The following is a 24,457-nucleotide window of genomic DNA, read 5'->3' as shown; positions in this document are numbered from 1 at the left end:
GGTGCGGGTGGGTGTGGAATGCCGGTACCGGCGGGACGAACGAGGGCCGCACCGGTACCGGCGGGGGCCTCAGATGAGGCTGGGGTCCTCCTTGTAGACCTCTTCCAGCAGCGAGAAGTCGAAGAGCTGGGCTGCGGTGAGGTCGAGACCGCCGAACTTGAGGGTCTTGATGTTCTCCGCGATCAGCGTGTCCGTGACCGTGAACAGGCCGTTCTTCTTGGTGTCGGCGCTCACCATCAGTGCGTTCTGGCCCTTGGACTCCAGGGTCTGCTCACTGGTCGTCAGACCGAGCCCCTTGCCGTACTGCGTGGCGGCGAGCTGCGCGCCGAGCGTCGGGTCGGCGATGCTGGCCTTCCAGCCCTTGATCTCGGCCCGCAGGAACGCCTTGAGCAGGTCGCGCTGCTTGTCGATGGTGTCCTGGCGCACGCAGTACGTCTCGGAGACCAGCGGGTAACCGGCGTCGGCCAGCAGCATCGTGGCGACCTGGAAGCCCTTGAGGCGCAGCGAGTTCGGCTCGTTGGTGACGAAGGAGAACCAGCCGTCCACGGTGCCCTGGGTCAGCGGCAGCGGGTCGAACTGCACCGGCACCTTGGTGATGTTCGACGCGTCGAGCCCGGCCGCCTTCACGAACGCCGCCCACACCGACTCGTTGCTCGCCTGGACGCCGATCTTCTTGCCGTACAGGTCCTCCGGCTTGGTGATCGGGGTCTTGGCCATCGACATGATGCAGAACGGGTTCTTCTGGTACTGAGCACCGATGATCTTCAGCGGCGCACCCTTCGCGACGGCCGCCCCGGTGATGTCCGGGGAGCTGATCGCGACCAGCGCCTTCTTGGTGACGACATCGGTCTCCATCGGCGTCGCGGTCGGACCGCCGCCGATGAGGGTGGCCTTGGAGAAGCCCTCGGCCGTGTAGTAGCCCTTGGTGTCGGCGATGTAGCTGCCGGCGAACTCGACGTTCTTGATCCAGGACAGGCGCAGCGTCAGCTCGCCGAAACTCTTGGCACCGGAGGACGACGACGAGGGAGTCGAAGCGGACGACGAGCCGGAACTGCCACAGGCTGCGAGCAGCGGACCGCCGAGCAGCGCGGCGCCGCCGAGTTGCAGTCCCCGCTTGAGGAAGAGTCGTCTGTCGGCAGACGCGAACACACTGTCGTCACTACTCGTGTTGCTGGTCATTGCGCAGATCCCTTTCACTGTGCCGGATTCATTCGGCGCGTGGGCGACGGGCATCCGGACAGCGCGTCGAGTTCGCGTTGTCCCGATGCATTCCGCACGTTTCTGATGAGCCACTCATTCAGCACGGCAATTGCCGTGCTCGGCTGCGAGATCAGCCCTCACCGGCGTCGCGATACGCAGAGCGCAGCCCCCGGCGTCCGCACGGACGCGGAACAGGGAAGGGAGTACGCGGGAGCGACGCCGCGGAACTGCGAGCCGGGCAGAGGCGCCGACCGCAGGCCGGTACGCGGTCAGGCGTGAGCGCCCTCGGGCGCACGGTCCGAGCCGTGGGCCACGCGTCCTCGCGTCCAGGCCGACTGGTGGGCACGGTACCGGAGGTCCGTGAAACGCCCGCTGACGAGGCTCATCGCGCCTCCATCCGTACTCGGTGCCGACGACTGCACGTCGAGCGATTCAGCCGAGAGTGACGCACGGACATTGCCCAGCGATTCCCCGACCGTTACGTGTGGATTTCATACTCGGCCACCCATCCGCCGACGTTATTTCTGCTGTCGCGGAAATCCTGAACCCTCAACGGCCGGCGCGTCGGCGGGTGTCAGCCGGTACGGCGGACGACGGTGAAACCGTCCCAGCCCTTGGAGCCCACGGTCTGCAGCGCCGTCGCGTCCAGCCGTGCGTCCCGCGCGATCTCCGCCAGGACCGCACGCACGCCCTGGACCCGGTCGTCCGGACTGCCGGGGTCGGTGACGCCGCCGTTGCGCACCACGTTGTCGATCACGATCACGCTTCCCGGGCGGGTGAGCGCGAGGGATGCCTTCAGGTACGCGGGGTTGCTCGGCTTGTCCGCGTCGATGAACACGAAGTCGTACGGCTCCGTGCCGTCCTCGATGAGCCGCTGTGCCGTCTCAGCCGCAGGGCCGACGAGGACGTCGACACGGTCGGCGACACCGGCCCGGTCGAGGTTGACCCGCGCGATCGCGGCGTTGTGCTCCTCCAGCTCCAACGAGGTGACGCGGCCCTCGACCCCGACGGCCCGCGCGAGCCACACCGTGCTGTAGCCGGCGAGGGTGCCGAACTCCAGGACCCTGGTGGCACCGGCTATCTGACACAGCATCGCCAACAGCTTCCCCTGGTTCGGCGCGACCTCCGCCTGCGGCATCGTGGTCCGCTGCCCGGACTCCCGGGCGCCGATCAGCGCCGGGTCCTCGGGAACGAGCGTGTCGACGAAGTAGGCGTCCACCTCGCGCCAGGCTCCTTCGGACTCGTACATCAGCGTCTCCCTCGCCTCGTCCATGCCACCGCTTCTGACCTGGCATGATGCCATTGCCCGTCGAGAGGGCAGACGCCCCGGCGACCCAAGCTGCACACGAGGACGTATCCATGAGCGCCGGGTCCGCCTCGACGCCGCTGCCACCCCGTGACCCCGGGCCCATGTCAGGTACGGCGTTTGCGCTTCGCGGCCGTGGTGGCCGGCGACGTGCTGGGGGTTGCGGCCTTGCCGATGGTGGGGAGGACGAAGTCCTGGATCATGTCGACCGCGTCGCGGACCAGCGGGCGGAAGACGCGGTAGCGGGAGAGGGCGACGATCTTGGCGACGAAGGGGGCGCAGCGGGCCACGAAGGCGCGGGTGCGTTCGGTGTCGTCGGTGCGGTCGAAGACCCAGTAGAGGACGATGACCATGAGATGGAGCCAGAGCAGGTCGGGCAGCAGTTCCTCGAGTTCCGGGTCGAGCTTGGGGCCGAGCTGGGAGCCGTCCAGGACCTCGCGGAAGATCTCGACGGCGGTGGTGCGGGCCGGGTGCGACTCGTTGGAGAAGGGGCTCAGGGCGCTGTTGGGGTCGGCCGCGGTGCGGAAGAACTGGGCGGCGAACTCGTGGTACGGGGCGGCGCAGTCGACCCAGGACTCCAGGGCGATCTGCAGCCGCTCCGCGAAGTCCGTGGTACCGGCGAGACGGGCCCGGGCGTCGGCGGCGTGCTCATGGGTCATCCGGTCGTAGAAGCCCTGAATCAGGTATTCCTTGCCGGCGTAGTAGTAGTACGCGTTGCCGACCGAGACCCCGGCTTCGGCGGCGATGGCCCGCATCGTCGTCTTGTCATATCCCCGCTCCTGGAAGAGCCGCATCGCGGTCTCCAGGATCAGAGCCCGGGTCTGCTCGCCCTTCGCCGAGACGGCGGTGGGGGACGGAGCAGGAGCCGGAGCGGGCTCGGGGGTGGGGGGTTCGGTCGGCACGGCGTCGTTCACGCTCCTGAGGCTAGCCGTCCGGTGGGGTGCAGGTGTCGCCGCAGTCGGACGCGGCGGCGGCCGTCGTGGCCTCCCACTGGCGGCCGTTCCAGATCCATTCCCCGATCCGGAACGGCGCCGCTTCCGACCGACCGGCTGTCCCCTGTGCAGTCGGTCGGTCGGAAGGGCGACGCGGGGTCCCGGGCGGAGCCGGCGGCGGGGGCGTGAGCCTGGAGCGTGCGCGCCACTTGGCGGCGGCGAGGACCATGCCCTTGGCGAGCGGCGCCCCGGCCGGGGTGCTGAACCGGTGCGACATGACCCGGTAGCGGTGCAGCGCCCAGAGGCAGACCACCCAGGCCGCCGAACCCTCGTACACCTGCCCGGAGTCGCCGATCACGGTGATCTCGCGGAGGGTGCGGCCGTGGTCCAGGGCCGGAAAGCGGCTCCTCGCCTTCCGGGATCCGGCCGGGACGAACTCCATCGGAACGAGCTTGCGCTGCTTCTCCAGCCAGCCCTTGACGTGTCGGCAGAGCAGGCAGCCGGGGTCGTAGAGGACCGTCAGCCGGCGGACCGGGGCGTCGCTGGTGCCCCGGTCCCGGGCTGCGGCCGTCGTCGGCGGCACCGGGTCAGCCCTGCGGCAGCGGCGCGGCCGGGGTCCAGCCCTGCGGCGGGACCGGCGGGCGCTGCTCGCTGTCGATCAGGCCGCGGCGGCGGATCCGGTTGAGGACGTAGACGTTCAGCAGGTGCAGCACGCCGAGGACCAGCAGCACCGTCCCGACCTTGTAGGACAGGGCGGTGAAGATGCCCGCGACGTCCTGGACGTGGGTGTCGCCGCCGCGCAGCCACAGCGCGACGAATCCCAGGTTGACCAGGTAGAAGCCGACCACCAGCAGGTGGTTCACGGCGTCGGCGAGCTTCTCGCTGCCCTGGAAGACGTCGGCGAGGAAAACTCTGCCGCTGTGGCTGAGTGTGCGGGCCACCCAGATGGTGAGCCCGATGCTGAGCGCCAGGTAGAGGACATAGGTGATGACCGTGCGGTCCATGGTGCACCTCGTGTGGGAGACCGTGCCGAGTTTTTGAACGCGTTCAGTTTCTGCGTCGATCAGGACTGTAGACGTGTTTTTGAACATGTTCAAGTGGCGCGGATTCAAAGCGTTGGGCGGTGTCGGACCCCGTTGGTAGGTTCGCCGGACATGGGAACAGATCAACAGGCACCGAACCGGCCGCCCGGGACGCCGACACCCACCTCGTCAGGCGCACCCGTTCCGCTCGGCCCGCGCTTCGCCAAGCTGTGGGCGGCGAGCACCGCCTCCGCGCTGGGCAGCGGGCTGTCCACGATCGCGGCGCCGCTGCTGGTGGCGTCCCGTACCAGCGACCCGGTGGTCGTGTCCGCCGCGGCCGGGGTCGCCTGGCTGCCGTGGCTGCTGTTCGCCCTGCCCGGCGGGGTGCTGGTGGACCGGGTCGACCGACGGCGGCTGATGGTCGTGGTGGACTGGGTCCGGGTGGCCGCGATGGCCGCGCTGGCGGCGGCGATCGCGACCGGGCACCCGAGCATCGCGCTGCTCTACGCGGTGCTGTTCGTGATCAACACCGGTGAGGTGGTGTTCCGCTCGGCGAGCCAGGCGATGATCCCCGCGGTGGTGCCGCGGGAGCGGCTGGAGCGGGCGAACGGCTGGCTGCTCGGCGGGGTGACGCTGATGCAGCAGATGGTCGCCGGACCGCTGGGCGGTTTCCTGTTCCTGCTGGCGGCGAGCATCCCCTTCTTCGTCAACGCCGGGACCTACGCGGCCAGCGCGATCCTGATCGCGGCGGTCGCCGGAAGGTACCGGGCCGAACCGCGGGAGACCGCGGCCGAGGGCGGGACCCGTTCGTCGGTCCGGGCCGACATCGGCGAGGGCTTCCGCTGGCTGATGCGGCAGCGTGTGCTGCGCACCATGGCGGTGCTGATCGGGATGCTGAACGTGACCCTGACCGCCGCGCTCGCCGTCCTGGTGCTGCTGGCCCGGGAGCGGCTCCACCTCGGCTCCGTCGGCTACGGCGCGCTGTTCACCTGCATGGCGGTCGGCGGGATCCTCGGGTCGGTCGTCGGCGACCGCCTCGTCGACCGGGTCGGCGCGACCTGGACGGTCAGGATCGGGCTGCTGATCGAGGCCGGACTGCACCTGGCGCTGGCCGCCTCGCGCAGCTCCTGGCTGATCGGCTTCGCCCTGTTCGCCTTCGGCGTGCACGGCTCGCTCTGGACCATCGTGGCGAGCTCGCTGCGGCAGCGGCTGACGCCCCCGCACATGCAGGGGCGGGTCGGCAGCACCAACCTGTTCATCGCGGCGGGCGGCAACTGCGTGGGCGCGCTGCTCGGCGGGGTGGTCGCGGCACGGTTCGGGATCACCGCGCCGTACTGGGCGGGGTTCGCGGTCGCGGTCCTGGTCTCGGCCACGACCTGGCGGGTGTTCGACCGTGCGACGGTGTCCGCCGCCTACCGGACCCCGGCGTTCGAGGAGGCCGCCGCCGCTGCGGCTGCGGCCCAGTGACGTAGCGTCAGTCCGCTCGTGGTCAGCGCGGCAGCTCCACCGACAGGTACGGACTCAGCGCCCGGAGGAAGTCCGCCGCGTCGAACATCGCTCCGGCCGAGGCCAGGCCCGTCGACCGGGTGCGCCCGTCCAGGACCCGCTGGACGGCCTCCACCACCAGGGGCGCGGTGACCGCGTAGATGTCCTGGCCACGGGCCGTGGCACGGCGCTCGACGCCACCGGCCCGGACCAGGACGTCGACGACGAAGGTCTGGTCCGACCGCCCCAGGGCGTCGACCGGCTCCGGCTCCGGGGTGTCCGCCGCGGCCAGGTCCCTCGCGGCTTCGACGGTCATGTAGGTGGTGACGTCGGGTACGGCCAGGTGGCTGGGGACGGTGACGACATCGGCCATGGTGAACTCCGCGATCACCGCCCGTCGGCCCAGCGGCTCCGGAAAGAGCCAGTCCTGCACTGCTGCCTTGTCGTCGTGGTACTGCAGCGCGCCGTCCGCGAACCGTACCCGGCGGCCCGCGCGGCGCTGGTGCGACACCTCACCGGCCGCCCGGGTGCCCGCCGTGGGATGCCAGTTGCTCAACCCGTAGGCGACGTGCACCTCGTCCGCAGCAGTCCACTCCCCCATCGCCGCGGTCGCCAGCAGGTCGCCCAGCCCGCCGTAGAAGGCCATCGCCGGCAGCACCGGGGTGTCCGACTTCCGGGCCGCCTCGGCGTGGTCGGCGAACATCGCGGCATTCGCCTCGATCTCCGCCGCGACGTCGACGTACGGGATCCCCGCGCGCAGGGCCGCTTCGACGACCGGGCCGCCGGTCACCGCGAAAGGTCCGGCGCAGTTGACGACGGCCACCGCGCCGGCGAGGGCCCGGTCCAGTGATCCAGCGTCGTCCACGGTGGCCGGCCGTACGACCGCATCGGGCCACTCGGCCGCCAGCGCCTCCAGCCGGGCCGCGTCACGACCGGAGACGACCGTGGCAAAGCCACGCCTCCGCAGTTCGGCGACGACGAAGCGACCGGTGTGCCCTGTCGCCCCGTACACGACCACTGCAGCCCTGGCGTTCAACGTTTCCCCGTTCCCCGATCTCGATGTTCTGATGCGCCCAGTCTTACCGCTGCCGGGCTCCGAGGGTGGTCACTCGGCCGACTTCTCCGCCGTCTCCTCCGCCGTCTCCTCCGGTGCTGCCGGGAACTCCCCGAGGACAGTGAGGTCGAGCCGGCTGAGCCGCTCGGGATCGGCGAGCAGGTTGATCTCCACGATCCTGCCGTGGACGACGGTGAAGCCCGACACCGAGACCGGTACCCCGCCGGGCGCGGTGACCAGGCCGTACGACCCGTTGACCAGGGCCGGCCGGGCGAATTCGGCGAGCTCGCGGAAGGCGAACACCTGCTCGGCCACCGCCTGGGCGCCGCGCACCAGGCGGGAGGTGGCCCCGGGCAGCAGGCCCGCGTCGGCACGCAGCACCACGTCCGGATCCAGAACGGTGAGCAGCGCCTCGAAGTCCCCGCCCCGGGCTGCGGCGAGGAAGGCGTCGACGGCTCTGCGCTGGTGGGCGATGTCGGGGTCGGGTACCGGGGCTGTGCCCTGCACCCGGCGGCGGGCCCGGCTGGCGAGCTGGCGGGCGGCGGCCGGGGTGCGCTCGACAATGGGGGCGATCTCCTCGAACGGCACCGCGAACATGTCGTGCAGCACGAAGGCGAGCCGTTCGGCCGGGGCCAGCGTCTGCAGCACCACGAGCAGGGCCAGGCCGACCGAGTCGGCGAGCAGCGCCTGCTGCTCGGGGTCGACGGCGCTGTCGCCCGGGCCACGGCCCTCGATCCGGTCGATGATCGGGTCGGGGACAAAGACCCGGGCGTCCAGCGACTCCTCCCTGCGGGTCCGGCGCGAACGCAGCATGGACAGCGACACCCGGGCGACGACGGTGGTCAGCCAGCCGCCGAGGTTCTCGATCTCCTCCGCGTCCTCGCGTTCCTCGGCGCGGCTGAGCCGCAGCCAGGCCTCCTGGACGGCGTCGTCGGCCTCGGTGAGCGAGCCGAGCATGCGGTAGGCCACCGCGCGCAGATGGCCGCGGTGCTCCTCGAAGCGCCTGGCCAGGAACTCTTGGTCGTTGGTCGCGTCCATCGGTCACATTCCTTACGTCGCGTCGGTCACTGCTCTGACCGATGGAACACGGCAGTTGTGACGACGCGGTCGTCCTCAGGCACGGCACGCGGGACGCGGAACGGCTCGGGGTCAGGGCTTGACGCCGACGCCGCCGAAGAAGCCGCGGGCCCCCAGCCACTCCTCGTGGGTCGCCCGGGCGCGCCAGTTGGAGACCGGCACCACCCCGGGCTCGATCACGTCCACCCCGGTGAAGAACTGGTCGACCTCGGCGCGGGACCGCAGGTGCAGCTGCGCGCTCGCCCGACTGTAGGGGGCCTTGATCAGCTCGGCGCGGTCGGTGAAGTCCTCGCCCTCCGCCTCCCAGGAGCCATGGCTGAGGATCAGCATGCTGCCCGCCGGGAGCGGCTTCAGCAGTTGCTCGACGATGGCGTGCGGGCCGTCCTCGTCCGGGATGAAGTGCAGGATCGCGGCGAGGACCAGGGCGACGGGTTCGCCGAAGTCGATGATCCGCCGCACCGTCCGATCGTCCAGGATCCGCCCCGGCTCGCGCAGGTCCGCCTGCACGACATGGGTCTCGCCGTGGCCGGGCCCCGCCATCAGGGCGCGGGCGTGGCTGAGCACGATCGGGTCGTTGTCGACATAGGCGACCCGGGCCCGCGGGTTGACCTGCTGGGCGACCTCGTGGGTGTTGCCGGCCGTCGGAATCCCCGTCCCGACGTCCAGGAACTGGACCACACCGGAAGCCGCGGCGTGGCGGACCGCCCGGCCCAGGAAGGCCCGGTTCATCCTGGCGGCCATCCGCATCTCCGGCACGATGGCCAGCACCTGCTCGGCGGCCTCCCGGTCGGCGGGGAAATTGTCCTTGCCGTCGAGGTAGTAGTCGTACATCCGCGAAGGATGCGGTATGTCCATGTTCAACTCGACGGACGGCGAGTGCTCCCGCGCACCGCCCCTCTGCCCCGCCTGGCCTCTCTGCTCCACGTCCTGTGCCACAGCGCCCCCGATCCCACGTACCCCTCTGCTCCCCTGTCAGCCGCCAGGGTAGATCGCTCGCGTGCGATCCGTATCGGCCAGGACCAAAACCGTTGCACGAGCGTGCTCGGGGCCGGTCCGTCAGCTGCCGGTCCGTCACACCCCCTGGCGGCTCGGACTACCGGCGTGAGATCGTCCCCGGGTGACCGACGTCATGCCAGGAGATGTGCCCTCGGGGCCGCCGGACGACCGGGCCGCTTCCGCGCTGCGCTTCGCGACGGAGCTTGTCGCCTGGGTGGCCACGCCCTGGGCGCTGTCGGGGCGTTCGTGGCTGCTTGCCGCCCTGTCCGTGGTGGTGCTGATCGGCCTTCCGACGGTCTTCGCCACGCCGGGGGACAAGGAGAAGGTGATCATCGCGGTGCCGGGCTGGGGTACCGTGCTGCTGGTACTGCTCCAGCTCGTGGCGGCCGTGGTGTCCTCCTGGCTGGCCTGGCCTGTCTGGGCGGCGGTCCTTGTGAGCCTGATGGCCGCGGCCACGCTGGTTACGGAGCGGCCGCGTTGGCGTTGGCTGCTATCCACTGGCCGGGGTCACTAGGCTGGGTCGCATGGATGAGCTCGACGGGGTGGAGATCATCGCTTTTCCGGACGCCGAGGCGTTCGAGAGCTGGCTGGCCGAGCACTACCTGCGCCACGAGGGTGCCTGGATCAAGGTGGCCAAGAAGAGTTCCGGTATTCCGACGGTCACCGACGACGAGTTGGTCGACGTCGGGCTCTGCTACGGCTGGGTCTCCGGGCAGCGGCGGTCGTTCAACGAGCAGTACTACCTGCAGAAGTACGTGCCACGTCGACCCAAAAGCCTGTGGTCGCAGGTGAATGTGGACAAGGTGGCGGTGCTGGTGAGCACCGGGCGGATGCGGGAGCCCGGACTGGCCGAAGTCCGTAGGGCGCAGGCGGACGGGCGATGGGCGGCGGCCTACGCATCGCAGAAGACGGCGACGGTCCCGTCCGACCTCGCGGCGCTGCTCGACGCGCATCCTGAAGCCAGGAAGGCGTTCGAGGCGCTCGACAGGACCGGGCGCTACCAGCTGATCCTGCCACTGCTCCAAGCGCTCACGCCAGAGACCAGGCAGGCGCGGCTACGCAAGGCCGTCCACCTGCTGAGCAACGCTGACAGCCCGGAGTGAGCCGGTGCGCCGCTCCCGCAGGACGGTCACGGCGCGCTCGCACCAGTCCCGGTTGCCCTGCTCGAAGGCCAGGCCGCGCAGGCAGGTGAGGTAGGGGCCGATCCGTTCGCCGTGGCGCAGGAACTCCTCCTCGCTGCGGTCGCCGCGCATCTTCCGCAGCAGTTCGTCGAAGAGTGCGATCTTGCCCTTGGCGAACGCGGCCCGCTCGGTGAGCTGTGCGATCAGCGCCCCGGTGTCGACATGGTCGGCGGTCTGCACCTTCACCAGCAGGTCGTCGCGGATGTAGGAGGGTTTGGTGGCGGTCGCCGCGAAGCGCTCCAGCTCGGCCAGCCCGGCCGGGGTGACCTGGAAGAGGCGCTTGTTGGGCCGGGTGTCCTGGACCACCTCACGGCCCGCGATCAGCCCGTCCTGCTCCAGCTTGGCCAGCTCGGCGTAGAGCTGCTGCGGCAGCGCGTGCCAGAAGTTGGCCACGCCCAGGTCGAACGCCTTGGTCAGCTGGTAGCCGCTCAACTCCTCGTCGAGCAGCGCCGCCAGCACGGCGTGGCGCAGTGCCATCGGGCCGCCCTTCCCTCGCTTCGGTTCCTGCCTCTGTTCACCATCCCGCCCCCATGATAGTCATGAAAGTGAATAGTCAGATCCATGAGTAGCAAGGCATCAAGGAGAACCCATGACCGCCGTGGACCGCTTCCGCGCCGCCGTCGACAGCCGCGACCTCACGTCCCTGGAAGACCTGTTCACCGAGGACGTCCGGTTCTACAGCCCGGTGAAGTTCACCCCGTTCGAGGGCCGGCCGATGGTGCTGGGCCTGTTCGGGGTCCTGCTGCGCACCTTCGAGGACTTCCACTACGTCGGCCGGTTCGACGGAGCCTCGGAGACCAGCACTGACGGCATCGAGGCCGCGTCGGCGGTCCTGGTCTTCCGCGCCACCGTCAACGGCAAGCAGATCCACGGCATCGACCTGCTGCACTTCGACGAGGAGGACCGGATCAAGGAGTTCACCGTGATGGTCCGCCCCCAGTCCGCCGTCCAGGCCCTGGGCGAGGCAGTCCTCACCGGCTTGGTCGCCGACGGCCTGGTACCCGCGCCGAGCGGTCTCTGACCGAGTAACGCGTGACGCAGGCGGCGGCGCACGCCGACGCGATGTCGGAGTACGCCGCCCTGGGCCCTACTTGGGGTCGCGGTTGAACAGCGAGGTCGACCAGCGGTAGCCGAGCGCGGTCAGAGCGAGTGACCACAGGATCGCGATCCACCAGCTGTTGCCGATCTGGGTGCCGAGCAGCAGGCCGCGCAGGGTTTCGATGGTCGGGGTGAACGGTTGGTACTCGGCGATGGGCTGGAACCAGCCGGGCATCGTGTGGACGGGGATGAAGGCGCTGGAGATGAGCGGGAGCAGGATCAACGGCATGGCGCTGTTGCCGGCCGCCTCGGCATTGGGGCTGGCCATGCCCATCCCGACCGCGATCCAGGTGAGTGCCAGGGCGAACAGGGCGAGCAGCCCGAAGGCGGCCAGCCAGTCCAGGGCGGTGGCGTGGGTGGACCGGAAGCCGATGGCCACGGCGACGGCCCCGACCAGGACCAGGCTGGCGAGCACCTGCAGCACACTGCCGACGACGTGTCCGATGATCACCGAGCTGCGGCGGATCGCCATGGTGCGGAAGCGGGCGATCAGGCCCTCCGCCATGTCGGTGGAGACCGAGATCGCGGCCCCGATCACCGTGCTGCCGATGGTCATCATCAGGATGCCGGGGACGATGTAGGCGATGTACTGGGAGCGGTGCGCGTGCCCGCCGCCGATGCCTGCGCTCATCACGTCGCCGAAGATGTAGACGAAGAGCAGCAGCAGCATGATCGGGGTGAGCAGCAGGTTCAGGGTCATGGAGGGGTAGCGCCGGGCGTGCAGCAGGTTGCGGCGCAGCATGGTGCTGGAGTCGCGGACGGCGAGGGAGAAGGTGCTCATCGGAGGGTCTCCTTGGGCTGGTCGGTGAGGTCGGTGCGGTTGGTGCCGCAGGTCAGGGCGAAGAACACGTCGTCGAGGTCGGGGGTGTGCACGGTCAGCTCGTCCGCCTCGATGCCGGCCGAGTCCAGCCAGTCGAGGATGGAACGCAGCTCGCGCTGGCTGCCGCCGCTGGGGATCTGCAGCGCCAGTGCCTCGTCGTCGCGTGTGACTTCGCGCAGGGCGACGGCGGCGCCCTGGTAGGCCGTCGGGTCGGTGAACCGCAGCCGCACGTGTCCGCCGGGGACGAGGCGCTTCAGCTCCTCGGCGCTGCCTTCGGCGGCGATCCTGCCGTGGTTGAGTACGGCGATGCGGTCGGCGAGTTCGTCGGCCTCCTCCAGGTACTGGGTGGTGAGGAAGACGGTGACGCCGCCGGAGACGAGTTCGCGGATGATCCCCCACATGGTGTGGCGGCTGCGCGGGTCCAGGCCGGTGGTCGGTTCGTCGAGGAAGATGATGCGCGGGTCGCCGACCAGGGTCATGGCGATGTCCAGGCGGCGCTTCATGCCGCCGGAGTAGCTGGAGACGGGCTTCTTCGCCGCCTCCACCAGGTCGAACCGCTCCAGCAGCTCGGCGGCGGTGCGGCGGCCCTCGGCGCGGGAGAGGTGGTGCAGGTCCGCCATCAGGAGCATGTTCTCCTCGCCGGTGATCAGGCCGTCGACGGCGGAGAACTGGCCGGTGACGCCGATCATGGCGCGCACCGCCTGGGCGTCGGTGGCGAGGTCGTGACCGCCGACGTGCAGGTCGCCGGCGTCGGCGGCGATGAGAGTGGAGAGGATCTTGACGGCGGTGGTCTTTCCGGCGCCGTTCGGGCCGAGCAGCGAGAAGACGGTGCCGGTCGGCACAGCCAGGTCGATGCCGTCGAGGACCGTCTTGTCCGCGTAGGTCTTGCGCAGCCCCTTGGCCGCGATGGCGAGTGCGTGGTGCGCTGTCGTTTTCGTCATGACGCAGAGGTTGCGGCAGGGCGCATTCAGTGCGGTTTCACTCTGGTTTCAGCGCCCTGGAACCGCACGAACCGTACGATGACGTCGCGTGGTCCAGAGGAGGCGACCGACCATGACGAAGTATGTGATCACTCCGGACGTGGCGCTGCGCCTGGCCCACGACCGGGCCGTGATCCCCGACGAACATCAGCTCCTGGCCCCGACCCTGCTGCGCTCGCAGTTGCTGACACTTCTTTACCGAGCAGTGCGCCAGGGCGAGATGACCAGGAAGGAAGCCGATCGCCGACTCGACTACGTGCGTGCGCTACGGATTCGACTGCTCGGAGACCGGGTCCTGCAGAGCACCGCCTGGAGGATCGCGGACGAGCTCGGCCGCCCCGACACGCTCGACGCCGAGTACGTCGCACTCACCCAGCTCCAGGCTGATGCGCTGATCACGCTCGACGCGGAACTCGCCGACGCCGTCAAGGGCCTGGTGGTGGTCGCTCCCATCGAGGCGTTGTCCTGATCGGCCTCAGAGGTCGGCCAGGAAGTCGCCGACCACGGAGCGGAAGCCGTTCGGCTGCTCCACCCAGGGAAGATGCCCCGCGCCGGTGAGCAGCGTCCGCGAGACCCGGGGCAGGGCCTGCTCCAGTGAGTCGAGCGCCCAGTCCGGCCGGATGTCCTCGGCCCCGTGCACGATCAGCACGGGAACGTCCAACCTCTCGCAGGCCGCCCGCAGTTCCGGGGTTCCCGAGACTCGCTTGACGTCGGCGTTGACGGTCGCGTTGCACTCGAAGTTCACACCGAACCAGGGCGTGGCCGCAGCCTCGGCCTCTTCCAGCGCCCGTTCCCGGTCGCTGTAGTCCGCGGACCACTGCAACACACACCACTCCCGCTCTTCCGCCGCGGTGCGCTCTCCGCTGCCCAGCGTTTCCCAACGCTCCAGGTGCTTCCCGAGGTTGGCCCGCAGGTTCTGCTGGTAGGTCGACCGCCAGGTGTCGCGGCTGTCCATACCGGTGCCGGAGACGTAGACCAGCCCGCTCACCCGCTCGGGATGGTCCAGCGTGTACTGCAACGCCAACTGGCTGCCGTACGAGTGCCCCAGGAGCACCATCCGCTCCAGCCCGAAGTGGCGCCGGACGGCGTCCAGGTCGGCCACGGACCGAGCGACCGAGTACGGCCCGCACCGCTGCGACCGCCCACATCCCCGCTGGTCCCAGCGGTGCACGGCGGCCCGGTCCGCCAACAGCTCGGCCATGTCGCCCAGGAAGTCCCACAGGCCGGGGCCGCCGTGGCAGAAGACCACGGGACTGCCCTCGCCGACCCGGGTCGCCCAGAGCCGGACTCCGTCCTCGGTCAGAACTGCCTCATCCACGCTGCTCATCCGCCCGAGTCTGATTCGGCGTTCAGCTCATGACAAGAGATTGAACAGCGCGGCACCCCATGGGTTCAGCTGCTGAGGCCGGCCTCCCAGGGGACTACGACGACCTGTTCGCTGTCCTCATAGATGATCCTTCCCGGGGCTGAGGACTCCACTCGCTCACATGACACTCCATGCGAGGCCAGGATTTCGAGATATCCGTTCACCCGGTCAAGGACCTCCCCAGCTGTGGTCCTGAACCAGGACGCCGCCCCGGGATGCAGGTCCCGGTCAAAGACAGTGGGGTCGACGGTCGACGGGTTGGTGAAGTTGGCCTCGTACCAGTCGTTGCCCGACCGCCAGAACCGGTGTTCCTCCTCGCTGAGCTCGCCGGCTCTACCAAGACCGTTGACCAGAGCGAAGACACCGGGGAAGTGGCCGCGTGCATTCGCGGACGTCCCCTGGAACCTCACGAACAATGCCTGGCCCACCAGTCCGCCTCCACTCGTCACACCGCCGAAGCGACGAACGCTGCCAGACCCGGGGCGACGGACACAAGACGCGCCCAGGAGCGCTGGGGCATCCTGAGGACATGGACGCACCGACCGACGAGTTCGTGCCTGTGGTCGTCTACGACACCGACCACGGACGACACCCGAAGCCCCTGGAAGCACTCCAGGCTTGGCTGCGCGAGCGAGGCATCGACGAGATGCCCTTCGGCGCCGACGACGTCCTGGTGATCGCCCCCTGTGGGCGCAACACGGACGGCACCTGGGACCTCAGCGTCATAGTCCACGTCCGCGCCGCGCAGCTTCGTCGCCTCGGGCTTCATCCCTGACGAGGCACCAGGCATCGCCAACGAACGGCACAGGTCCCGCAGGACGGCAACGGCAAACCCTCGGCGACCGCCGCTCCCACCCGCTGACCACCGCCCGCCTCGGAATCCGCAGCCACACGCTGCCACCCAGGTCGACGAACCCGATCTGGTGCCGACGCGGTTCCACCGCGTCAATCTCATCTTGACGATCGGAAATCGTCAACTTACACTTGACGCATGAGCCCACTCGACATCAACCTCGCCGACCTGATCACCCGTCTCAACGAGGAACTCCCCGACTCCAACGAGCTGACCCGCATCAGCGAGGCGCGGCTGCGCGCCCAGACCCTGTCCGACCTCGGCGACCAGCTCGTCGACCACTACGTCAGCAAAGCGAGGCAGGCCGGCGCGTCGTGGAGCGAGATCGGGGACGCGATCGGGGTGTCCAAACAGGCCGCCCAGCAACGCCACACGCCCTCCGCGTTCGAGCACTTCACCGACCTGAACCGGCACAGCATCGTGCTGGCGCAGGAGGCCGCCCGAACGCACAAGCACGACTCCATCGGCACCGAGCACATCCTGCTCGGCCTGCTCGGCGAACCGAGGGGCCTGGCGTACGAGGTGCTGGTGGCGAAAGCAGGGTCGGAGCAACGCATCCGCGACGCGATCGAGGAGGCGATGCCGCCGGCCGGGGAGAAGGCGCTGCGGGGTCACATCGCGTTCCGGCCGGAGAGCAAGGACGTCATCGCGCAGGCACGCCGCGCGTCGGCCGACCTCGGCCACGACTGGGTCGGCACGGAACACATGCTGCTGGGCCTGATCCGCGCCGAGAAGAGTCCCGCCGCACAGATCCTGCGCAACCTCGGCTTCACCTCGGACGAGTTGCACGAGACGGTCAGGACCGAGACCACCAAGCGCCGCCGCAGATGACTCGGGGTGGAGGAGTGCGCGCCGCCTGCGTGGGCTCGGTCGGCGGGGTCAGGTGAGGGCGGCGGCCAGCAGGGCGAAGGCGGCGGTGATGACGGCGACACGGATGTAGTGGTAGCGGTCCCAGCGGTTCGTCTGCTCCTTCCAGTCCTCGGGCCGGTTCTCGGGGGTCCAGGTCTTGCTCTGGTTGTTGATCGGGACGAGCAGCAGGATCGACATGATCACGCTGAGGATCAGCAGCGCGCCGGCGGTGACGACCAGGCCGGCGCCGTGGTGGTGCCGTCCGGCGGCGGCCCAGACCGCGACGAGGACGAGCGAGCCGATGTACCAGAACGGCATCATGGCGCCGAGCATCCGGCCCCCGTGGGCGCGGCCGAGCTGGCCGCTGTCCTGGGGAAGCGCGTTGAAGATCGGGTTCATGACGAAGGCGACGGAGAACTCCACCCCCACCATCACGCCGGTGACCACGGTGGTGAGCACCTCGAGTGTGTCGAGCATGATGACCCCTCCCGGAATCTAGTGCTGCTAGCTGATGAGGCAACGCTAGTACTGCTACTGCTTGATTGTCTAGCGGTGCTAGGATCGCACCATGTCGGTACAGGAACGCAAGGAGCGCGAACGGGCGGGCCGCGAGCGCCTCATCGTGGCGACGGCCCGCGAACTCGCCGAGCAGCAGGGCTGGGACGCGGTCACCACCCGCCGGCTCGCCGAGCGCATCGAGTACAGCCAGCCCGTCCTCTACAGCCACTTCCGCGGCAAGCGCGAGATCATCGGCGCCGTCGCCCTGGAGGGCGCCGCCGAGATGGCCGCGGCGCTGCGGGCCGCGACCCGCGGGACCGCGCAGGGCCCGCGCGAGCGGGTCGCCGCCCTCGCCCGCGCCTACCTCGACTTCGCCGAGCGCAACCCGGCGGTCTACGACGCCATGTTCCAGCTCGACGGCGGCCTGGCGTTCGCGGCCGAGGACACCCCGGAACCACTGAAGGACGCCTTCGCCGCGCTGCTGGAAAGCCTCGGCGAGGTCGCCGGGGACGGCGTCCACCCGGGGCTGTTCACCGAGCTGTTCTGGGCGTCCCTGCACGGACTGGCCACCCTGACCCGGGCGCGACGGCTGCCGCCGGAGTACACCGAGTCGAGGGTGGAACTGCTGGTGGACCGACTCGCCACGGTCTGACAGCAACATGGCCTGACAGCGACATGGGTCACAGTTGCAAGCGATGTGCTTGCAATAGTTAGCACCGGGGGTGCATGGTGGAGGCATGGCCTCACTGAACGTCGGCTCGCTCGGCGAGTACATCCGTGAGCAGCGGCGGCATGCGCAGTACTCACTGCGTCAGCTCGCCGACGCCGCAGGGGTGTCCAATCCGTATCTCAGTCAGATCGAGCGCGGGTTGCGGAAGCCGAGTGCGGAGATCCTGCAGCAGATCGCGAAGGCGCTGCGGATCTCGGCGGAGACGCTGTACGTGCAGGCGGGGATCCTCGACGAACGCGAGGAGGCCGGCCTGGAGCTCCGGGCCGCGATCTTCGCGGACTCACTGATCAACGAGCGGCAGAAGCAGGTGCTGCTCGCCGTCTACGACTCCTTCCTCAAGGAGAACGCCAACGAGGGCGAGACCGAGGCGGAGCCGGGGACACCTGCCGGCAGGACCCAGGAAGATCCCGACCAGGGGAGGAACTCCCATGCCCATCACCGATGATCTGCGCAAGACCCTTTCGGACCCCACGCCGCTGTACGCGCTCGCCGGCGCCGGCGACCTCGCGGTGGAGAAGCTGCGCGAGGTGCCCGAGAAGGCGGCGACCCTTGCCGCCACCGACCGCAAGGTCGTGCAGGAGCAGGCCGCGACCCGGCTGAAGGTGGCCCAGACGCGGTTGACCGAGGCGCAGGCCAAGGTCAGCGAGACCGTGTCGAGCCTGCCCAGCGACTTCAAGTCGCTGCAGGAGAAGGCCCAGGACCTGGCGCTGCAGTCGGTCGGCCGGGCCGCCGAGCTGGCCGTCAAGGCGCGCGAGGTGTACGACGAGCTGGCCGAGCGCGGCAAGGTCGTCGTGGACCGCCAGCGTAAGGAGACGGCGGACGAGCTGGTCGGCATCGCCGGCACGGCGGAGTCCAAGGCCGACGCCTTCGCGGCCGAGGTCGACCAGGTCGCCGAGACGGCGGCCGAGAAGGCCGTGGACGTCGCCGCCGCGGTCGAGCCGGAGGCGCCGGCCAAGCCGGCTGCCAAGCGGACCACGCCGCGGAAGAGCGCGCCCAAGGCCTGAACACGCGGTCAGCAGGGAAGAAAGGGACGCGTCGGGCACCCCCGGCGCGTTCCTTTCGTTCAATCCAGCGGGGGCAGCCCCGTGGGACGATGAGCCGCAGAATCCGGCAGGACTGTGCGGGGCCTAAGGAGATGTGATGGGCGAGCAACTGGCTGGCGGCATCCTGGTGGACTGGTTCAGCAATGTGCTGGGGTGGCTGATGCTCGCCCTGCTCGTGTTCAAGGTGTTCGTCTTCATCGACGCCGCGTTCCGGCGCGAGGACGCCTACCGGGCCGTGGACAAGCAGACCAAGCCGTTCTGGCTGATCGTGCTGGGCCTGGCGGTGGCGGTGAGCGTCTTCGCGGTGCCCGGCCTGGGCCAGATGCTCAGCCTGATCGGCCTGGTGGCGGCGATCGTCTACATGGTGGACGTCCGCCCCCGGATCAGGGCGATCTCGCCGCAGCGGCGCGGCAAGGGCCGCCTCGGCGGCGGCAAGAAGGACGACCGCAGCAACATGGGGCCGTACGGACCCTGGTGACCGTGGCCTGACGGCGGCCCCTGACGATGGCCCCCGAGGGTGACCGCCGCGTCCCGCGGCCCTCAGCGGTCCGCGGCGGGGCCGGGCGGAGGCCCGGCTACACGTAGGTGACCGGCGCGCTGCCGCTGCGGGTGAGCAGCAGGACGGCGACGTCGTCGGCGAGCGCGCCGCCGTTGAGGTCCTCGACCTCGGACATGGCCGTGTCGATCAGCAGTTCGTCGCGCAGACCGCTCTCCTGGTGGTCGCCGATCATGGCGATCAGCCCCTCCTGGCCGAGCCGGCGCGTGCCCGCCCCTATCCGGCCCTCGATCAGGCCGTCGGTGTAGAGCATCAGGCCCCACTCCGAGCCCAGCCTGACCTTGCGCGGTGGCCACTGCTCCTCCCCGCTGTCGCCGAGCATCGGCAGCAGGCCCAGGGCCGGGCCGCCGAAGTCGTACGGGAGCAGTTCGGGGTCGCGGTCCTCGCGCAGCAGCAGCGGCGCGGGATGTCCGGCGAGGTGCAGCTCGGCGTACTCGCTCTCCGGTTCGATCGCGAGCATGCAGAGGGTCGCGAAGATCTCCTCGCTGCGGCGCTCGTGCTCCAGCACCCGCTGGAGCGTGCTGAGCAGGGCCTCGCCCTGGAGTCCGGCGAAGACCAGGGTGCGCCAGGCGATCCGCAGCGCGACTCCGAGCGCGGCCTCGTCCGGACCGTGGCCGCAGACGTCGCCGATGACGACATGGACGGTGCCGTCGGCGGTGCGGACGGCGTCGTAGAAGTCGCCACCGAGCAGCGCGCGGCGGCGGCCGGGGCGGTAGCGGGCGTGAAAGGCCAGGCCCGAGCCCTCCAGCAGCGGGGTGGGCAGCAGATGCCGCTGCAGGCGGGCGTTCTCCTGGCCGCGCAGCTCGGCCTCGACCAGCCTGCGCTGGGACTCGTCCGCCCGCTTGCGTTCGACGGCGTAGCGGACGGCGCGGGTCAGCAGCCGGCCGTCGATCTCCTGCTTGACCAGGAAGTCCTGCGCGCCGGCCGCGACCGCGGCCGCGCCCAGGTGCACGTCGGCGGTGCTGGTGACGGCGAGCACGGCGGTACGGGGTGCGCGGCGCAGCAGTCGGCGCAGGCCGTCCAGGCCGCCGCCGTCCGGGAGTTCGAGGTCGAGCAGGACGCAGGCGGTGTCGGCGTTGAGCATGGCCGTGCCGGCGTCGAGGGTGCGGGCCCAGCGGAGCTGCACCTCGGGGCCGACCTCGGCGAGGAGGTTGTGGAACGCCTCGGCGTCCTGCGGGCTGTCGTCGATGAGCAGCACGGAGAGGACGCCGCCGGCCGGGGTCACCGGGGCCGGGAGCGGAGCGGTAGCCACCGTGGCAGGGCGCGGGCGCGGTATCGGTCGCGGACTGGCCGTGCTCGACTGCGGGTCGTGCGCGCGTTCGATCGCGGGCATCAGCGATACCTCCCTCTCCCTGGCTGTGCAACGGTTGACCGGCGGAAGCAGTGCCCATAAGACACCACGAACCTGCCCTGTTCCCGTGACCCTAACGTGATCTCCACAGGCCCTTCGCACTCCGTGGCGCCGGCCCGACGAAGTGACCCGGGATCCCTGTGGCCTGCGGCGGGACTCATGGGGCTGCAGATATCCCGGAGCCCGCGCGGGGCCTGGGGCGGTAGCGTGCGACCTATCGAGAGGAGTGCGTGATGGAGATCACGTCGATTCAGGGTGATATCACCGAGCAGGCGGTGGACGCAGTGGTCAATGCGGCCAATTCGTCGCTGCTGGGTGGTGGCGGGGTCGATGGCGCCATTCATCGGAAGGGCGGGCCGGAGATCCTGGCGGCCTGTCGGGCGCTGCGGGCGTCGCACTACGGCAAGGGACTGGCGACCGGGCAGGCCGTGGCGACGACCGCCGGGAGGCTGCCGGCGCGCTGGGTCATCCACACCGTCGGGCCGGTGTACGCGGCGCAGGATCCGGGCCGGGCCGCCTTGCTGGCCTCCTGCTACCGCGAATCGCTGCGGGTCGCGGACGAGCTGGGCGCGCGGACGGTGGCGATGCCGGCCGTCTCGACCGGCGTCTACGGCTGGCCGGCGGACGACGCCGCGAGGATCGCGCTGCGGACGGTGCGGGAGGTGGCTCTGGGAACCGGAAGCCGGGTGGCCGAGGTGCGGTTCGTGCTGTTCGGGGCTGACGCGTTCGGGGTGTTCGAGTCCGTGCGCCTGGAGTTGGGCCTGTGATGCACGGGACCGGGCTTGGGGCATGGGTCCATGGTGGCCTGAACGGGCGTCAACACGCCATAAATATTCGATAACTCGTTCGAGTGAAAGTGGTTCGTACCACCTGCCAGTCGGGTCGGACGACCCCCGGAACGGGCATCGAGCCGGCGGCCGAGAGCTCGACCTTCGCACCCGGGTGCGGGGCACTGGACGATCGCGCCGTCGCCCCCGCGGAGCGCCACATGGCTGGCATCCGGGAAATAGATGATCAGATCACCGGGGCGCAGCTGCACCACCGGGACGTGGGGCAGTACGCGGAATCGAACGGCCCGGTGCCGCCCCAGATGTAGGGGTGGCCGACCTGGGCGGCGGCGTAGGGGCATCGCGCACCTCCAGAGCTGACGGACCGTCAGGGCAGCGCCGGTGCGACCGCTTCCCAACGGACCGTCAGCTCTCCCAGCCGCCAGCGGCGCGGGCCTCCGACCACCGGCCAGTCGGCGGACACCGCGCGGGCGGCGGCGATCCAGCGCTGCCGCGCCCCGAAGTCGGCGTAGGGCGCGGCCGCGGCCCAGGCGCGGTCCAGGTCGCGGAGGAAGGCGTGCACCGGCTCGCCCGGGACATTGCGGTGGATCAGCGCCTTGGGCAGCCGTTCGGCCAGGTCGGACGGTCGGTCCAGGCCGCCCAGGCGGGCCGCGAAGGTCACCGTGCGGGGGCCCTCGCGGTCCAGGGCCACCCAGACATGGCGGCGGCCGATCTCGTCGCAGGTGCCCTCGACCAGCAGCCCGCCCGGCGCCAGCCGGGCCCGGAGCAGCGCCCAGGCGTCCGCGACCTGGGCCTCCTCGTACTGGCGCAGCACGTTCGCGGCCCGGATCAGCAGCGCGCCACCGGGCCCCGGCGCACCGCCCGCGCCGTCCAGCGGGATCTCGAAGCCGCCTCGCCGGAAGGTCAGCTCCGGCGGGCTCGCATAGCGCTGGGCGACGGCGACCCGTTCCGGTTCGATCTCGATCCCGACCACCCGTACGTCCGGCCGGACCGCCGCCAGCCTGCTGCGCAGCTCCACGGCCGTCCAGGGAGCCGCGCCGTAGCCGAGGTCGACCGCGACCGGGGGCGCGTCCGCGGCCCGGAGCGCCGGGGCGAGCTCCGCCGCGATCCAGCGGTCCATACGGCGCAGACGGTTGGGATTGGTGGTACCCCGGGTCACCGCCCCCACCGGCCGCGCCGGCCGCGCCGACCGGCCGCCCGCTGTACGTACACGCATGTCAGGCAGCGTACGCGGGCGGCAGTACGCGGACACCGGCGGCAGTCCATCCTGAGCAGGGGGAATCAGCCGAGGCCGGACGCTGTTGCCCCTCTGTTGACGGGTCGCGCTGCGGCCGGAGCCGGAGCGAAAGGACGAGCGGTGACCCTGCGCCCTGCCCGCGTGGCAATGCTGAGTGTGCACACTTCCCCGCTGCACCAGCCGGGAACGGGTGACGCGGGGGGCATGAACGTCTACATCGTCGAGCTCTCCAAACGGCTGGCCGATCTCGGCGTCGAGGTGGAGATCTTCACCCGGGCCACCGGGTCCGACCTGCCGCCCACCGTGGAGCTGGCACCCGGCGTGCTGGTCCGGCATGTCACGGCCGGCCCCTTCGAGGGGCTGATGAAGGAGGACCTGCCCGCGCAGCTCTGCGCCTTCACCCACGGGGTGCTCCGCGCCGAGGCGGGCTACCGGCCCGGCTACTACGACCTGGTGCACTCGCACTACTGGCTCTCCGGACAGGTCGGCTGGCTGGCCGCGGAGCGCTGGGGCGTCCCACTGGTCCACACCATGCACACCATGGCCAAGGTCAAGAACGCCGCCCTCGCCGTCGGCGACACCCCCGAGCCCGCCGCCAGGATCATCGGCGAGAGCCAGGTCGTGGAGGCCGCCGACCGTCTCATCGCCAACACCACCGAGGAGGCGCACGAGCTGGCCGAGCACTACGGCGCCCGCGCCGGCCAGCTCTCCGTGGTGCACCCCGGGGTGAACCTGGAGGTCTTCCGGCCCGCCACGGCGACGCCGGTCGGCACGGTCGGCGACGCGGTGGACCATAGCGGCGCCCGCGCGGCGACGGCCGCGCGCGCCGAGATCCGGGGCCGGCTCGGCCTCCCGGTGGACGCGACGGTGCTGCTCTTCGCCGGGCGGATCCAGCCGCTCAAGGCCCCCGACGTACTGCTGAAGGCCGTGGCCGAGCTGTTGGAGCGGGACCCCTCACTGCGCGACCGGCTGGTGGTCCCCGTCGTCGGCGGACCCAGCGGCAGCGGCCTGGCCCGGCCCGAGAGCCTGCACAAACTCGCCGCCCAGCTCGGCATATCCGATGTGGTCCGGTTCCATCCCCCGGTCTGCCAGACCGAACTCGCCGACTGGTACCGCGCCGCCAGCGCCCTGGTGATGCCCTCCTACAGCGAGTCCTTCGGACTGGTCGCCCTGGAGGCCCAGGCCTGCGGCACCCCCGTGGTCGCGGCCTCCGTCGGCGGCCTGCCGGTGGCCGTGCGCGACGGCGAGACCGGCTTCCTGGTGAAGGGCCACGACCCCAGCGAGTGGGCCCACACGCTGCACCGACTGGTCGACGCCCCGGGGCTGGGCCTGCGGATGGGCGCGGCCGCCGCCTGCCACGCCGCCAACTTCGGCTGGACCAATGCGGCCGCGGAGACGATCGAGGTGTACCGCGAGGCAATGGGTACTGCGCGATAACGTCAGGGCATGGATCAGGGCATCGATCAGGGCATGGACAACGAGGACTCGGCCCGCGCGCGGGCGGTGGACGTACTGCGGTCGGCACTGGACGACGCCGGAGTGGCCTGGGAGCAGCCCTCCGGCGACCCGTACACCTTCGTGGCGACCCTGCCGGGCACCCGGAAGCTGTCCACCACCTGCTCACTGCGGGTCGGCGAGCACACCCTCAGCATCAACGCCTTCGTGGTCCGCCACCCCGACGAGAACCACGAGGCGTTCTACCGCTGGCTGCTGGAACGCAACACCCGCCTGTACGGGATCGCCTATGCGATCGACCGGCTCGGCGACGTCTACCTGGCCGGCCGGCTGCCGCTGGCGGCGGTGACGCCGGACGAGGTGGACCGGCTGCTGGGCTCGGTGCTCAGCAATGCGGACGAGCCTTTCAACACCCTGCTGGAGCTGGGGTTCGCCACGGCGATCAAGCGCGAGTGGGAGTGGCGCACCAAGCGCGGCGAGTCCACCCGCAATCTGGAGGCGTTCACCCGGCTGACCGGCGAGGGGCGGTCCTGAGGGTTTTCGGCTGCGGCGTGTGCCTGGTTGCTCGCGCAGTTCCCCG

30 protein-coding genes are annotated in these 24,457 nt (G+C 70.4%); 14 read left to right on the top strand and 16 right to left on the bottom strand.

Annotation, left to right across the window (positions count from 1 at the left end):
- Positions 1 to 69 precede the first annotated feature (69 nt).
- From ABH941_RS21920 to ABH941_RS21900, 5 genes are all read right to left on the bottom strand, one after another.
- Positions 70 to 1,179, bottom strand: coding sequence for an ABC transporter substrate-binding protein (locus ABH941_RS21920; protein WP_370131104.1), 1,110 nt, complete (start codon positions 1,177 to 1,179; stop codon positions 70 to 72).
- Between the two features lie 595 nt (positions 1,180 to 1,774).
- Entirely contained in the window at positions 1,775 to 2,473 is a 699-nt protein-coding gene (locus tag ABH941_RS21915) for an O-methyltransferase (RefSeq protein ID WP_370131102.1), read from the bottom strand.
- A gap of 140 nt (positions 2,474 to 2,613) precedes the next feature.
- Complete coding sequence (locus ABH941_RS21910; protein ID WP_370131101.1) at positions 2,614 to 3,420, bottom strand: TetR family transcriptional regulator; 807 nt, start codon at positions 3,418 to 3,420, stop codon at positions 2,614 to 2,616.
- A gap of 10 nt (positions 3,421 to 3,430) precedes the next feature.
- Positions 3,431 to 4,021, bottom strand: coding sequence for a thiol-disulfide oxidoreductase DCC family protein (locus ABH941_RS21905; protein ID WP_370131100.1), 591 nt, complete (start codon positions 4,019 to 4,021; stop codon positions 3,431 to 3,433).
- A gap of 4 nt (positions 4,022 to 4,025) precedes the next feature.
- The gene (locus tag ABH941_RS21900) at positions 4,026 to 4,442 is read right to left on the bottom strand and encodes a hypothetical protein (RefSeq protein WP_370131099.1); all 417 of its coding nucleotides are present in this window, start codon (positions 4,440 to 4,442) and stop codon (positions 4,026 to 4,028) included.
- Between the two features lie 150 nt (positions 4,443 to 4,592).
- Between ABH941_RS21900 and ABH941_RS21895 the strand changes: the two genes are divergently transcribed.
- Entirely contained in the window at positions 4,593 to 5,927 is a 1,335-nt protein-coding gene (locus ABH941_RS21895) for an MFS transporter (protein ID WP_370131098.1), read from the top strand.
- 22 nt (positions 5,928 to 5,949) lie between these two features.
- Here ABH941_RS21895 and ABH941_RS21890 read toward each other — a convergent pair whose 3' ends face one another.
- From ABH941_RS21890 to ABH941_RS21880, 3 genes are all read right to left on the bottom strand, one after another.
- On the bottom strand, positions 5,950 to 6,981 hold the full coding sequence (locus ABH941_RS21890; RefSeq protein WP_370131097.1) for a saccharopine dehydrogenase NADP-binding domain-containing protein: 1,032 nt from the start codon (positions 6,979 to 6,981) through the stop codon (positions 5,950 to 5,952).
- A 69-nt stretch (positions 6,982 to 7,050) separates the two neighbouring features.
- Positions 7,051 to 8,037 carry a sigma-70 family RNA polymerase sigma factor gene (locus tag ABH941_RS21885; RefSeq protein WP_370131096.1) on the bottom strand — a complete coding sequence of 329 codons (987 nt, stop codon included), beginning with the start codon at positions 8,035 to 8,037 and terminating at the stop codon, positions 7,051 to 7,053.
- 111 nt (positions 8,038 to 8,148) lie between these two features.
- Positions 8,149 to 9,000 (bottom strand): SAM-dependent methyltransferase, encoded by an 852-nt coding sequence (locus tag ABH941_RS21880; protein WP_370131284.1) that lies wholly within the window; start codon positions 8,998 to 9,000, stop codon positions 8,149 to 8,151.
- Positions 9,001 to 9,205: 205 nt separating this feature from the next.
- Between ABH941_RS21880 and ABH941_RS21875 the strand changes: the two genes are divergently transcribed.
- Together ABH941_RS21875 and ABH941_RS21870 are read left to right on the top strand one after the other, a co-directional pair.
- On the top strand, positions 9,206 to 9,586 hold the full coding sequence (locus tag ABH941_RS21875; RefSeq protein WP_370131283.1) for a hypothetical protein: 381 nt from the start codon (positions 9,206 to 9,208) through the stop codon (positions 9,584 to 9,586).
- Positions 9,587 to 9,596: 10 nt separating this feature from the next.
- Positions 9,597 to 10,175, top strand: a complete 579-nt coding sequence (locus ABH941_RS21870) for a YdeI family protein (RefSeq protein WP_370131095.1) — start codon at positions 9,597 to 9,599, stop codon at positions 10,173 to 10,175.
- Here ABH941_RS21870 and ABH941_RS21865 read toward each other — a convergent pair.
- Positions 10,128 to 10,730, bottom strand: a complete 603-nt coding sequence (locus tag ABH941_RS21865; RefSeq protein WP_370131094.1) for a PadR family transcriptional regulator — start codon at positions 10,728 to 10,730, stop codon at positions 10,128 to 10,130. The genes ABH941_RS21870 and ABH941_RS21865 overlap by 48 nt on opposite strands.
- Before the next feature lie 112 nt (positions 10,731 to 10,842).
- On the opposite strand from ABH941_RS21865, the gene ABH941_RS21860 reads away from it, so the two are divergent.
- Positions 10,843 to 11,274, top strand: a complete 432-nt coding sequence (locus ABH941_RS21860) for a nuclear transport factor 2 family protein (protein ID WP_370131093.1) — start codon at positions 10,843 to 10,845, stop codon at positions 11,272 to 11,274.
- 66 nt (positions 11,275 to 11,340) lie between these two features.
- On the opposite strand, the gene ABH941_RS21855 is transcribed toward ABH941_RS21860, so the two are convergent.
- Both ABH941_RS21855 and ABH941_RS21850 read right to left on the bottom strand, forming a co-directional pair.
- A complete protein-coding gene (locus ABH941_RS21855; RefSeq protein WP_370131092.1) occupies positions 11,341 to 12,132 on the bottom strand; it encodes an ABC transporter permease in 792 nt (263 codons plus the stop codon).
- On the bottom strand, positions 12,129 to 13,112 hold the full coding sequence (locus ABH941_RS21850) for an ATP-binding cassette domain-containing protein (protein WP_370131091.1): 984 nt from the start codon (positions 13,110 to 13,112) through the stop codon (positions 12,129 to 12,131). Before ABH941_RS21850 ends, ABH941_RS21855 begins: the two co-directional genes overlap by 4 nt.
- 112 nt (positions 13,113 to 13,224) lie before the next feature.
- Between ABH941_RS21850 and ABH941_RS21845 the strand changes: the two genes are divergently transcribed.
- Positions 13,225 to 13,620 carry a type II toxin-antitoxin system VapC family toxin gene (locus ABH941_RS21845; protein ID WP_370131090.1) on the top strand — a complete coding sequence of 132 codons (396 nt, stop codon included), beginning with the start codon at positions 13,225 to 13,227 and terminating at the stop codon, positions 13,618 to 13,620.
- Between the two features lie 6 nt (positions 13,621 to 13,626).
- Here ABH941_RS21845 and ABH941_RS21840 read toward each other — a convergent pair whose 3' ends face one another.
- Positions 13,627 to 14,478: an alpha/beta fold hydrolase gene (locus ABH941_RS21840; RefSeq protein ID WP_370131089.1), complete on the bottom strand. Its 852-nt coding sequence runs from the start codon at positions 14,476 to 14,478 to the stop codon at positions 13,627 to 13,629.
- A gap of 65 nt (positions 14,479 to 14,543) precedes the next feature.
- The gene (locus ABH941_RS21835; RefSeq protein ID WP_370131088.1) at positions 14,544 to 14,945 is read right to left on the bottom strand and encodes a hypothetical protein; all 402 of its coding nucleotides are present in this window, start codon (positions 14,943 to 14,945) and stop codon (positions 14,544 to 14,546) included.
- A gap of 101 nt (positions 14,946 to 15,046) precedes the next feature.
- Here ABH941_RS21835 and ABH941_RS21830 point away from each other — a divergent pair, with 101 nt between their 5' ends.
- Together ABH941_RS21830 and ABH941_RS21825 are read left to right on the top strand one after the other, a co-directional pair.
- Positions 15,047 to 15,292, top strand: a complete 246-nt coding sequence (locus tag ABH941_RS21830; RefSeq protein ID WP_370131087.1) for a hypothetical protein — start codon at positions 15,047 to 15,049, stop codon at positions 15,290 to 15,292.
- A gap of 216 nt (positions 15,293 to 15,508) precedes the next feature.
- Positions 15,509 to 16,201: a Clp protease N-terminal domain-containing protein gene (locus ABH941_RS21825; RefSeq protein WP_370131086.1), complete on the top strand. Its 693-nt coding sequence runs from the start codon at positions 15,509 to 15,511 to the stop codon at positions 16,199 to 16,201.
- Positions 16,202 to 16,249: 48 nt separating this feature from the next.
- Here ABH941_RS21825 and ABH941_RS21820 read toward each other — a convergent pair whose 3' ends face one another.
- On the bottom strand, positions 16,250 to 16,696 hold the full coding sequence (locus ABH941_RS21820) for a DUF1772 domain-containing protein (protein ID WP_370131085.1): 447 nt from the start codon (positions 16,694 to 16,696) through the stop codon (positions 16,250 to 16,252).
- Between the two features lie 91 nt (positions 16,697 to 16,787).
- Here ABH941_RS21820 and ABH941_RS21815 point away from each other — a divergent pair, with 91 nt between their 5' ends.
- From ABH941_RS21815 to ABH941_RS21800, 4 genes are all read left to right on the top strand, one after another.
- A complete protein-coding gene (locus ABH941_RS21815; protein ID WP_370131084.1) occupies positions 16,788 to 17,369 on the top strand; it encodes a TetR/AcrR family transcriptional regulator in 582 nt (193 codons plus the stop codon).
- Positions 17,370 to 17,454: 85 nt separating this feature from the next.
- Positions 17,455 to 17,892 carry a helix-turn-helix domain-containing protein gene (locus tag ABH941_RS21810; protein ID WP_370131083.1) on the top strand — a complete coding sequence of 146 codons (438 nt, stop codon included), beginning with the start codon at positions 17,455 to 17,457 and terminating at the stop codon, positions 17,890 to 17,892.
- The gene (locus ABH941_RS21805; RefSeq protein WP_370131082.1) at positions 17,876 to 18,451 is read left to right on the top strand and encodes a hypothetical protein; all 576 of its coding nucleotides are present in this window, start codon (positions 17,876 to 17,878) and stop codon (positions 18,449 to 18,451) included. Before ABH941_RS21810 ends, ABH941_RS21805 begins: the two co-directional genes overlap by 17 nt.
- A gap of 136 nt (positions 18,452 to 18,587) precedes the next feature.
- Positions 18,588 to 18,968 (top strand): DUF2516 family protein, encoded by a 381-nt coding sequence (locus ABH941_RS21800; protein WP_347879432.1) that lies wholly within the window; start codon positions 18,588 to 18,590, stop codon positions 18,966 to 18,968.
- A gap of 97 nt (positions 18,969 to 19,065) precedes the next feature.
- On the opposite strand, the gene ABH941_RS21795 is transcribed toward ABH941_RS21800, so the two are convergent.
- Positions 19,066 to 20,379 carry a PP2C family protein-serine/threonine phosphatase gene (locus tag ABH941_RS21795; protein ID WP_134002044.1) on the bottom strand — a complete coding sequence of 438 codons (1,314 nt, stop codon included), beginning with the start codon at positions 20,377 to 20,379 and terminating at the stop codon, positions 19,066 to 19,068.
- Positions 20,380 to 20,630: 251 nt separating this feature from the next.
- Here ABH941_RS21795 and ABH941_RS21790 point away from each other — a divergent pair, with 251 nt between their 5' ends.
- Positions 20,631 to 21,164, top strand: a complete 534-nt coding sequence (locus ABH941_RS21790) for an O-acetyl-ADP-ribose deacetylase (protein WP_370131081.1) — start codon at positions 20,631 to 20,633, stop codon at positions 21,162 to 21,164.
- A gap of 388 nt (positions 21,165 to 21,552) precedes the next feature.
- Here ABH941_RS21790 and ABH941_RS21785 read toward each other — a convergent pair whose 3' ends face one another.
- Positions 21,553 to 22,401, bottom strand: coding sequence for a class I SAM-dependent methyltransferase (locus ABH941_RS21785; RefSeq protein ID WP_370131080.1), 849 nt, complete (start codon positions 22,399 to 22,401; stop codon positions 21,553 to 21,555).
- A 168-nt stretch (positions 22,402 to 22,569) separates the two neighbouring features.
- On the opposite strand from ABH941_RS21785, the gene mshA reads away from it, so the two are divergent.
- Positions 22,570 to 23,859, top strand: a complete 1,290-nt coding sequence (gene mshA, locus ABH941_RS21780; RefSeq protein WP_370131282.1) for a D-inositol-3-phosphate glycosyltransferase — start codon at positions 22,570 to 22,572, stop codon at positions 23,857 to 23,859.
- A gap of 33 nt (positions 23,860 to 23,892) precedes the next feature.
- Positions 23,893 to 24,411 (top strand): YbjN domain-containing protein, encoded by a 519-nt coding sequence (locus ABH941_RS21775; protein WP_370131281.1) that lies wholly within the window; start codon positions 23,893 to 23,895, stop codon positions 24,409 to 24,411.
- The last annotated feature ends 46 nt before the right edge of the window (positions 24,412 to 24,457 follow it).

Origin of the sequence: Streptacidiphilus sp. EB103A (assembly GCF_041261405.1) — a bacterium.
GTDB lineage: Bacteria > Actinomycetota > Actinomycetes > Streptomycetales > Streptomycetaceae > Streptacidiphilus.
This window is presented reverse-complemented; position numbering and strand designations above follow the sequence as displayed.

Coding starts and splice junctions, on each gene's coding strand:
- ABH941_RS21920 (WP_370131104.1), bottom strand. CDS start 1,179: ATGACCAGCAACACGAGTAGTGACGACAGTGTGTTCGCGTCTGCCGAC.
- ABH941_RS21915 (WP_370131102.1), bottom strand. CDS start 2,473: ATGGACGAGGCGAGGGAGACGCTGATGTACGAGTCCGAAGGAGCCTGG.
- ABH941_RS21900 (WP_370131099.1), bottom strand. CDS start 4,442: ATGGACCGCACGGTCATCACCTATGTCCTCTACCTGGCGCTCAGCATC.
- ABH941_RS21895 (WP_370131098.1), top strand. CDS start 4,593: ATGGGAACAGATCAACAGGCACCGAACCGGCCGCCCGGGACGCCGACA.
- ABH941_RS21885 (WP_370131096.1), bottom strand. CDS start 8,037: ATGGACGCGACCAACGACCAAGAGTTCCTGGCCAGGCGCTTCGAGGAG.
- ABH941_RS21875 (WP_370131283.1), top strand. CDS start 9,206: ATGCCAGGAGATGTGCCCTCGGGGCCGCCGGACGACCGGGCCGCTTCC.
- ABH941_RS21870 (WP_370131095.1), top strand. CDS start 9,597: ATGGATGAGCTCGACGGGGTGGAGATCATCGCTTTTCCGGACGCCGAG.
- ABH941_RS21865 (WP_370131094.1), bottom strand. CDS start 10,730: ATGGCACTGCGCCACGCCGTGCTGGCGGCGCTGCTCGACGAGGAGTTG.
- ABH941_RS21860 (WP_370131093.1), top strand. CDS start 10,843: ATGACCGCCGTGGACCGCTTCCGCGCCGCCGTCGACAGCCGCGACCTC.
- ABH941_RS21855 (WP_370131092.1), bottom strand. CDS start 12,132: ATGAGCACCTTCTCCCTCGCCGTCCGCGACTCCAGCACCATGCTGCGC.
- ABH941_RS21850 (WP_370131091.1), bottom strand. CDS start 13,112: ATGACGAAAACGACAGCGCACCACGCACTCGCCATCGCGGCCAAGGGG.
- ABH941_RS21845 (WP_370131090.1), top strand. CDS start 13,225: ATGACGAAGTATGTGATCACTCCGGACGTGGCGCTGCGCCTGGCCCAC.
- ABH941_RS21840 (WP_370131089.1), bottom strand. CDS start 14,478: ATGAGCAGCGTGGATGAGGCAGTTCTGACCGAGGACGGAGTCCGGCTC.
- ABH941_RS21830 (WP_370131087.1), top strand. CDS start 15,047: ATGGACGCACCGACCGACGAGTTCGTGCCTGTGGTCGTCTACGACACC.
- ABH941_RS21825 (WP_370131086.1), top strand. CDS start 15,509: ATGAGCCCACTCGACATCAACCTCGCCGACCTGATCACCCGTCTCAAC.
- ABH941_RS21820 (WP_370131085.1), bottom strand. CDS start 16,696: ATGCTCGACACACTCGAGGTGCTCACCACCGTGGTCACCGGCGTGATG.
- ABH941_RS21815 (WP_370131084.1), top strand. CDS start 16,788: ATGTCGGTACAGGAACGCAAGGAGCGCGAACGGGCGGGCCGCGAGCGC.
- ABH941_RS21810 (WP_370131083.1), top strand. CDS start 17,455: ATGGCCTCACTGAACGTCGGCTCGCTCGGCGAGTACATCCGTGAGCAG.
- ABH941_RS21805 (WP_370131082.1), top strand. CDS start 17,876: ATGCCCATCACCGATGATCTGCGCAAGACCCTTTCGGACCCCACGCCG.
- ABH941_RS21800 (WP_347879432.1), top strand. CDS start 18,588: ATGGGCGAGCAACTGGCTGGCGGCATCCTGGTGGACTGGTTCAGCAAT.
- ABH941_RS21795 (WP_134002044.1), bottom strand. CDS start 20,379: ATGCCCGCGATCGAACGCGCGCACGACCCGCAGTCGAGCACGGCCAGT.
- ABH941_RS21790 (WP_370131081.1), top strand. CDS start 20,631: ATGGAGATCACGTCGATTCAGGGTGATATCACCGAGCAGGCGGTGGAC.
- ABH941_RS21785 (WP_370131080.1), bottom strand. CDS start 22,401: ATGCGTGTACGTACAGCGGGCGGCCGGTCGGCGCGGCCGGCGCGGCCG.
- mshA (WP_370131282.1), top strand. CDS start 22,570: ATGCTGAGTGTGCACACTTCCCCGCTGCACCAGCCGGGAACGGGTGAC.
- ABH941_RS21775 (WP_370131281.1), top strand. CDS start 23,893: ATGGACAACGAGGACTCGGCCCGCGCGCGGGCGGTGGACGTACTGCGG.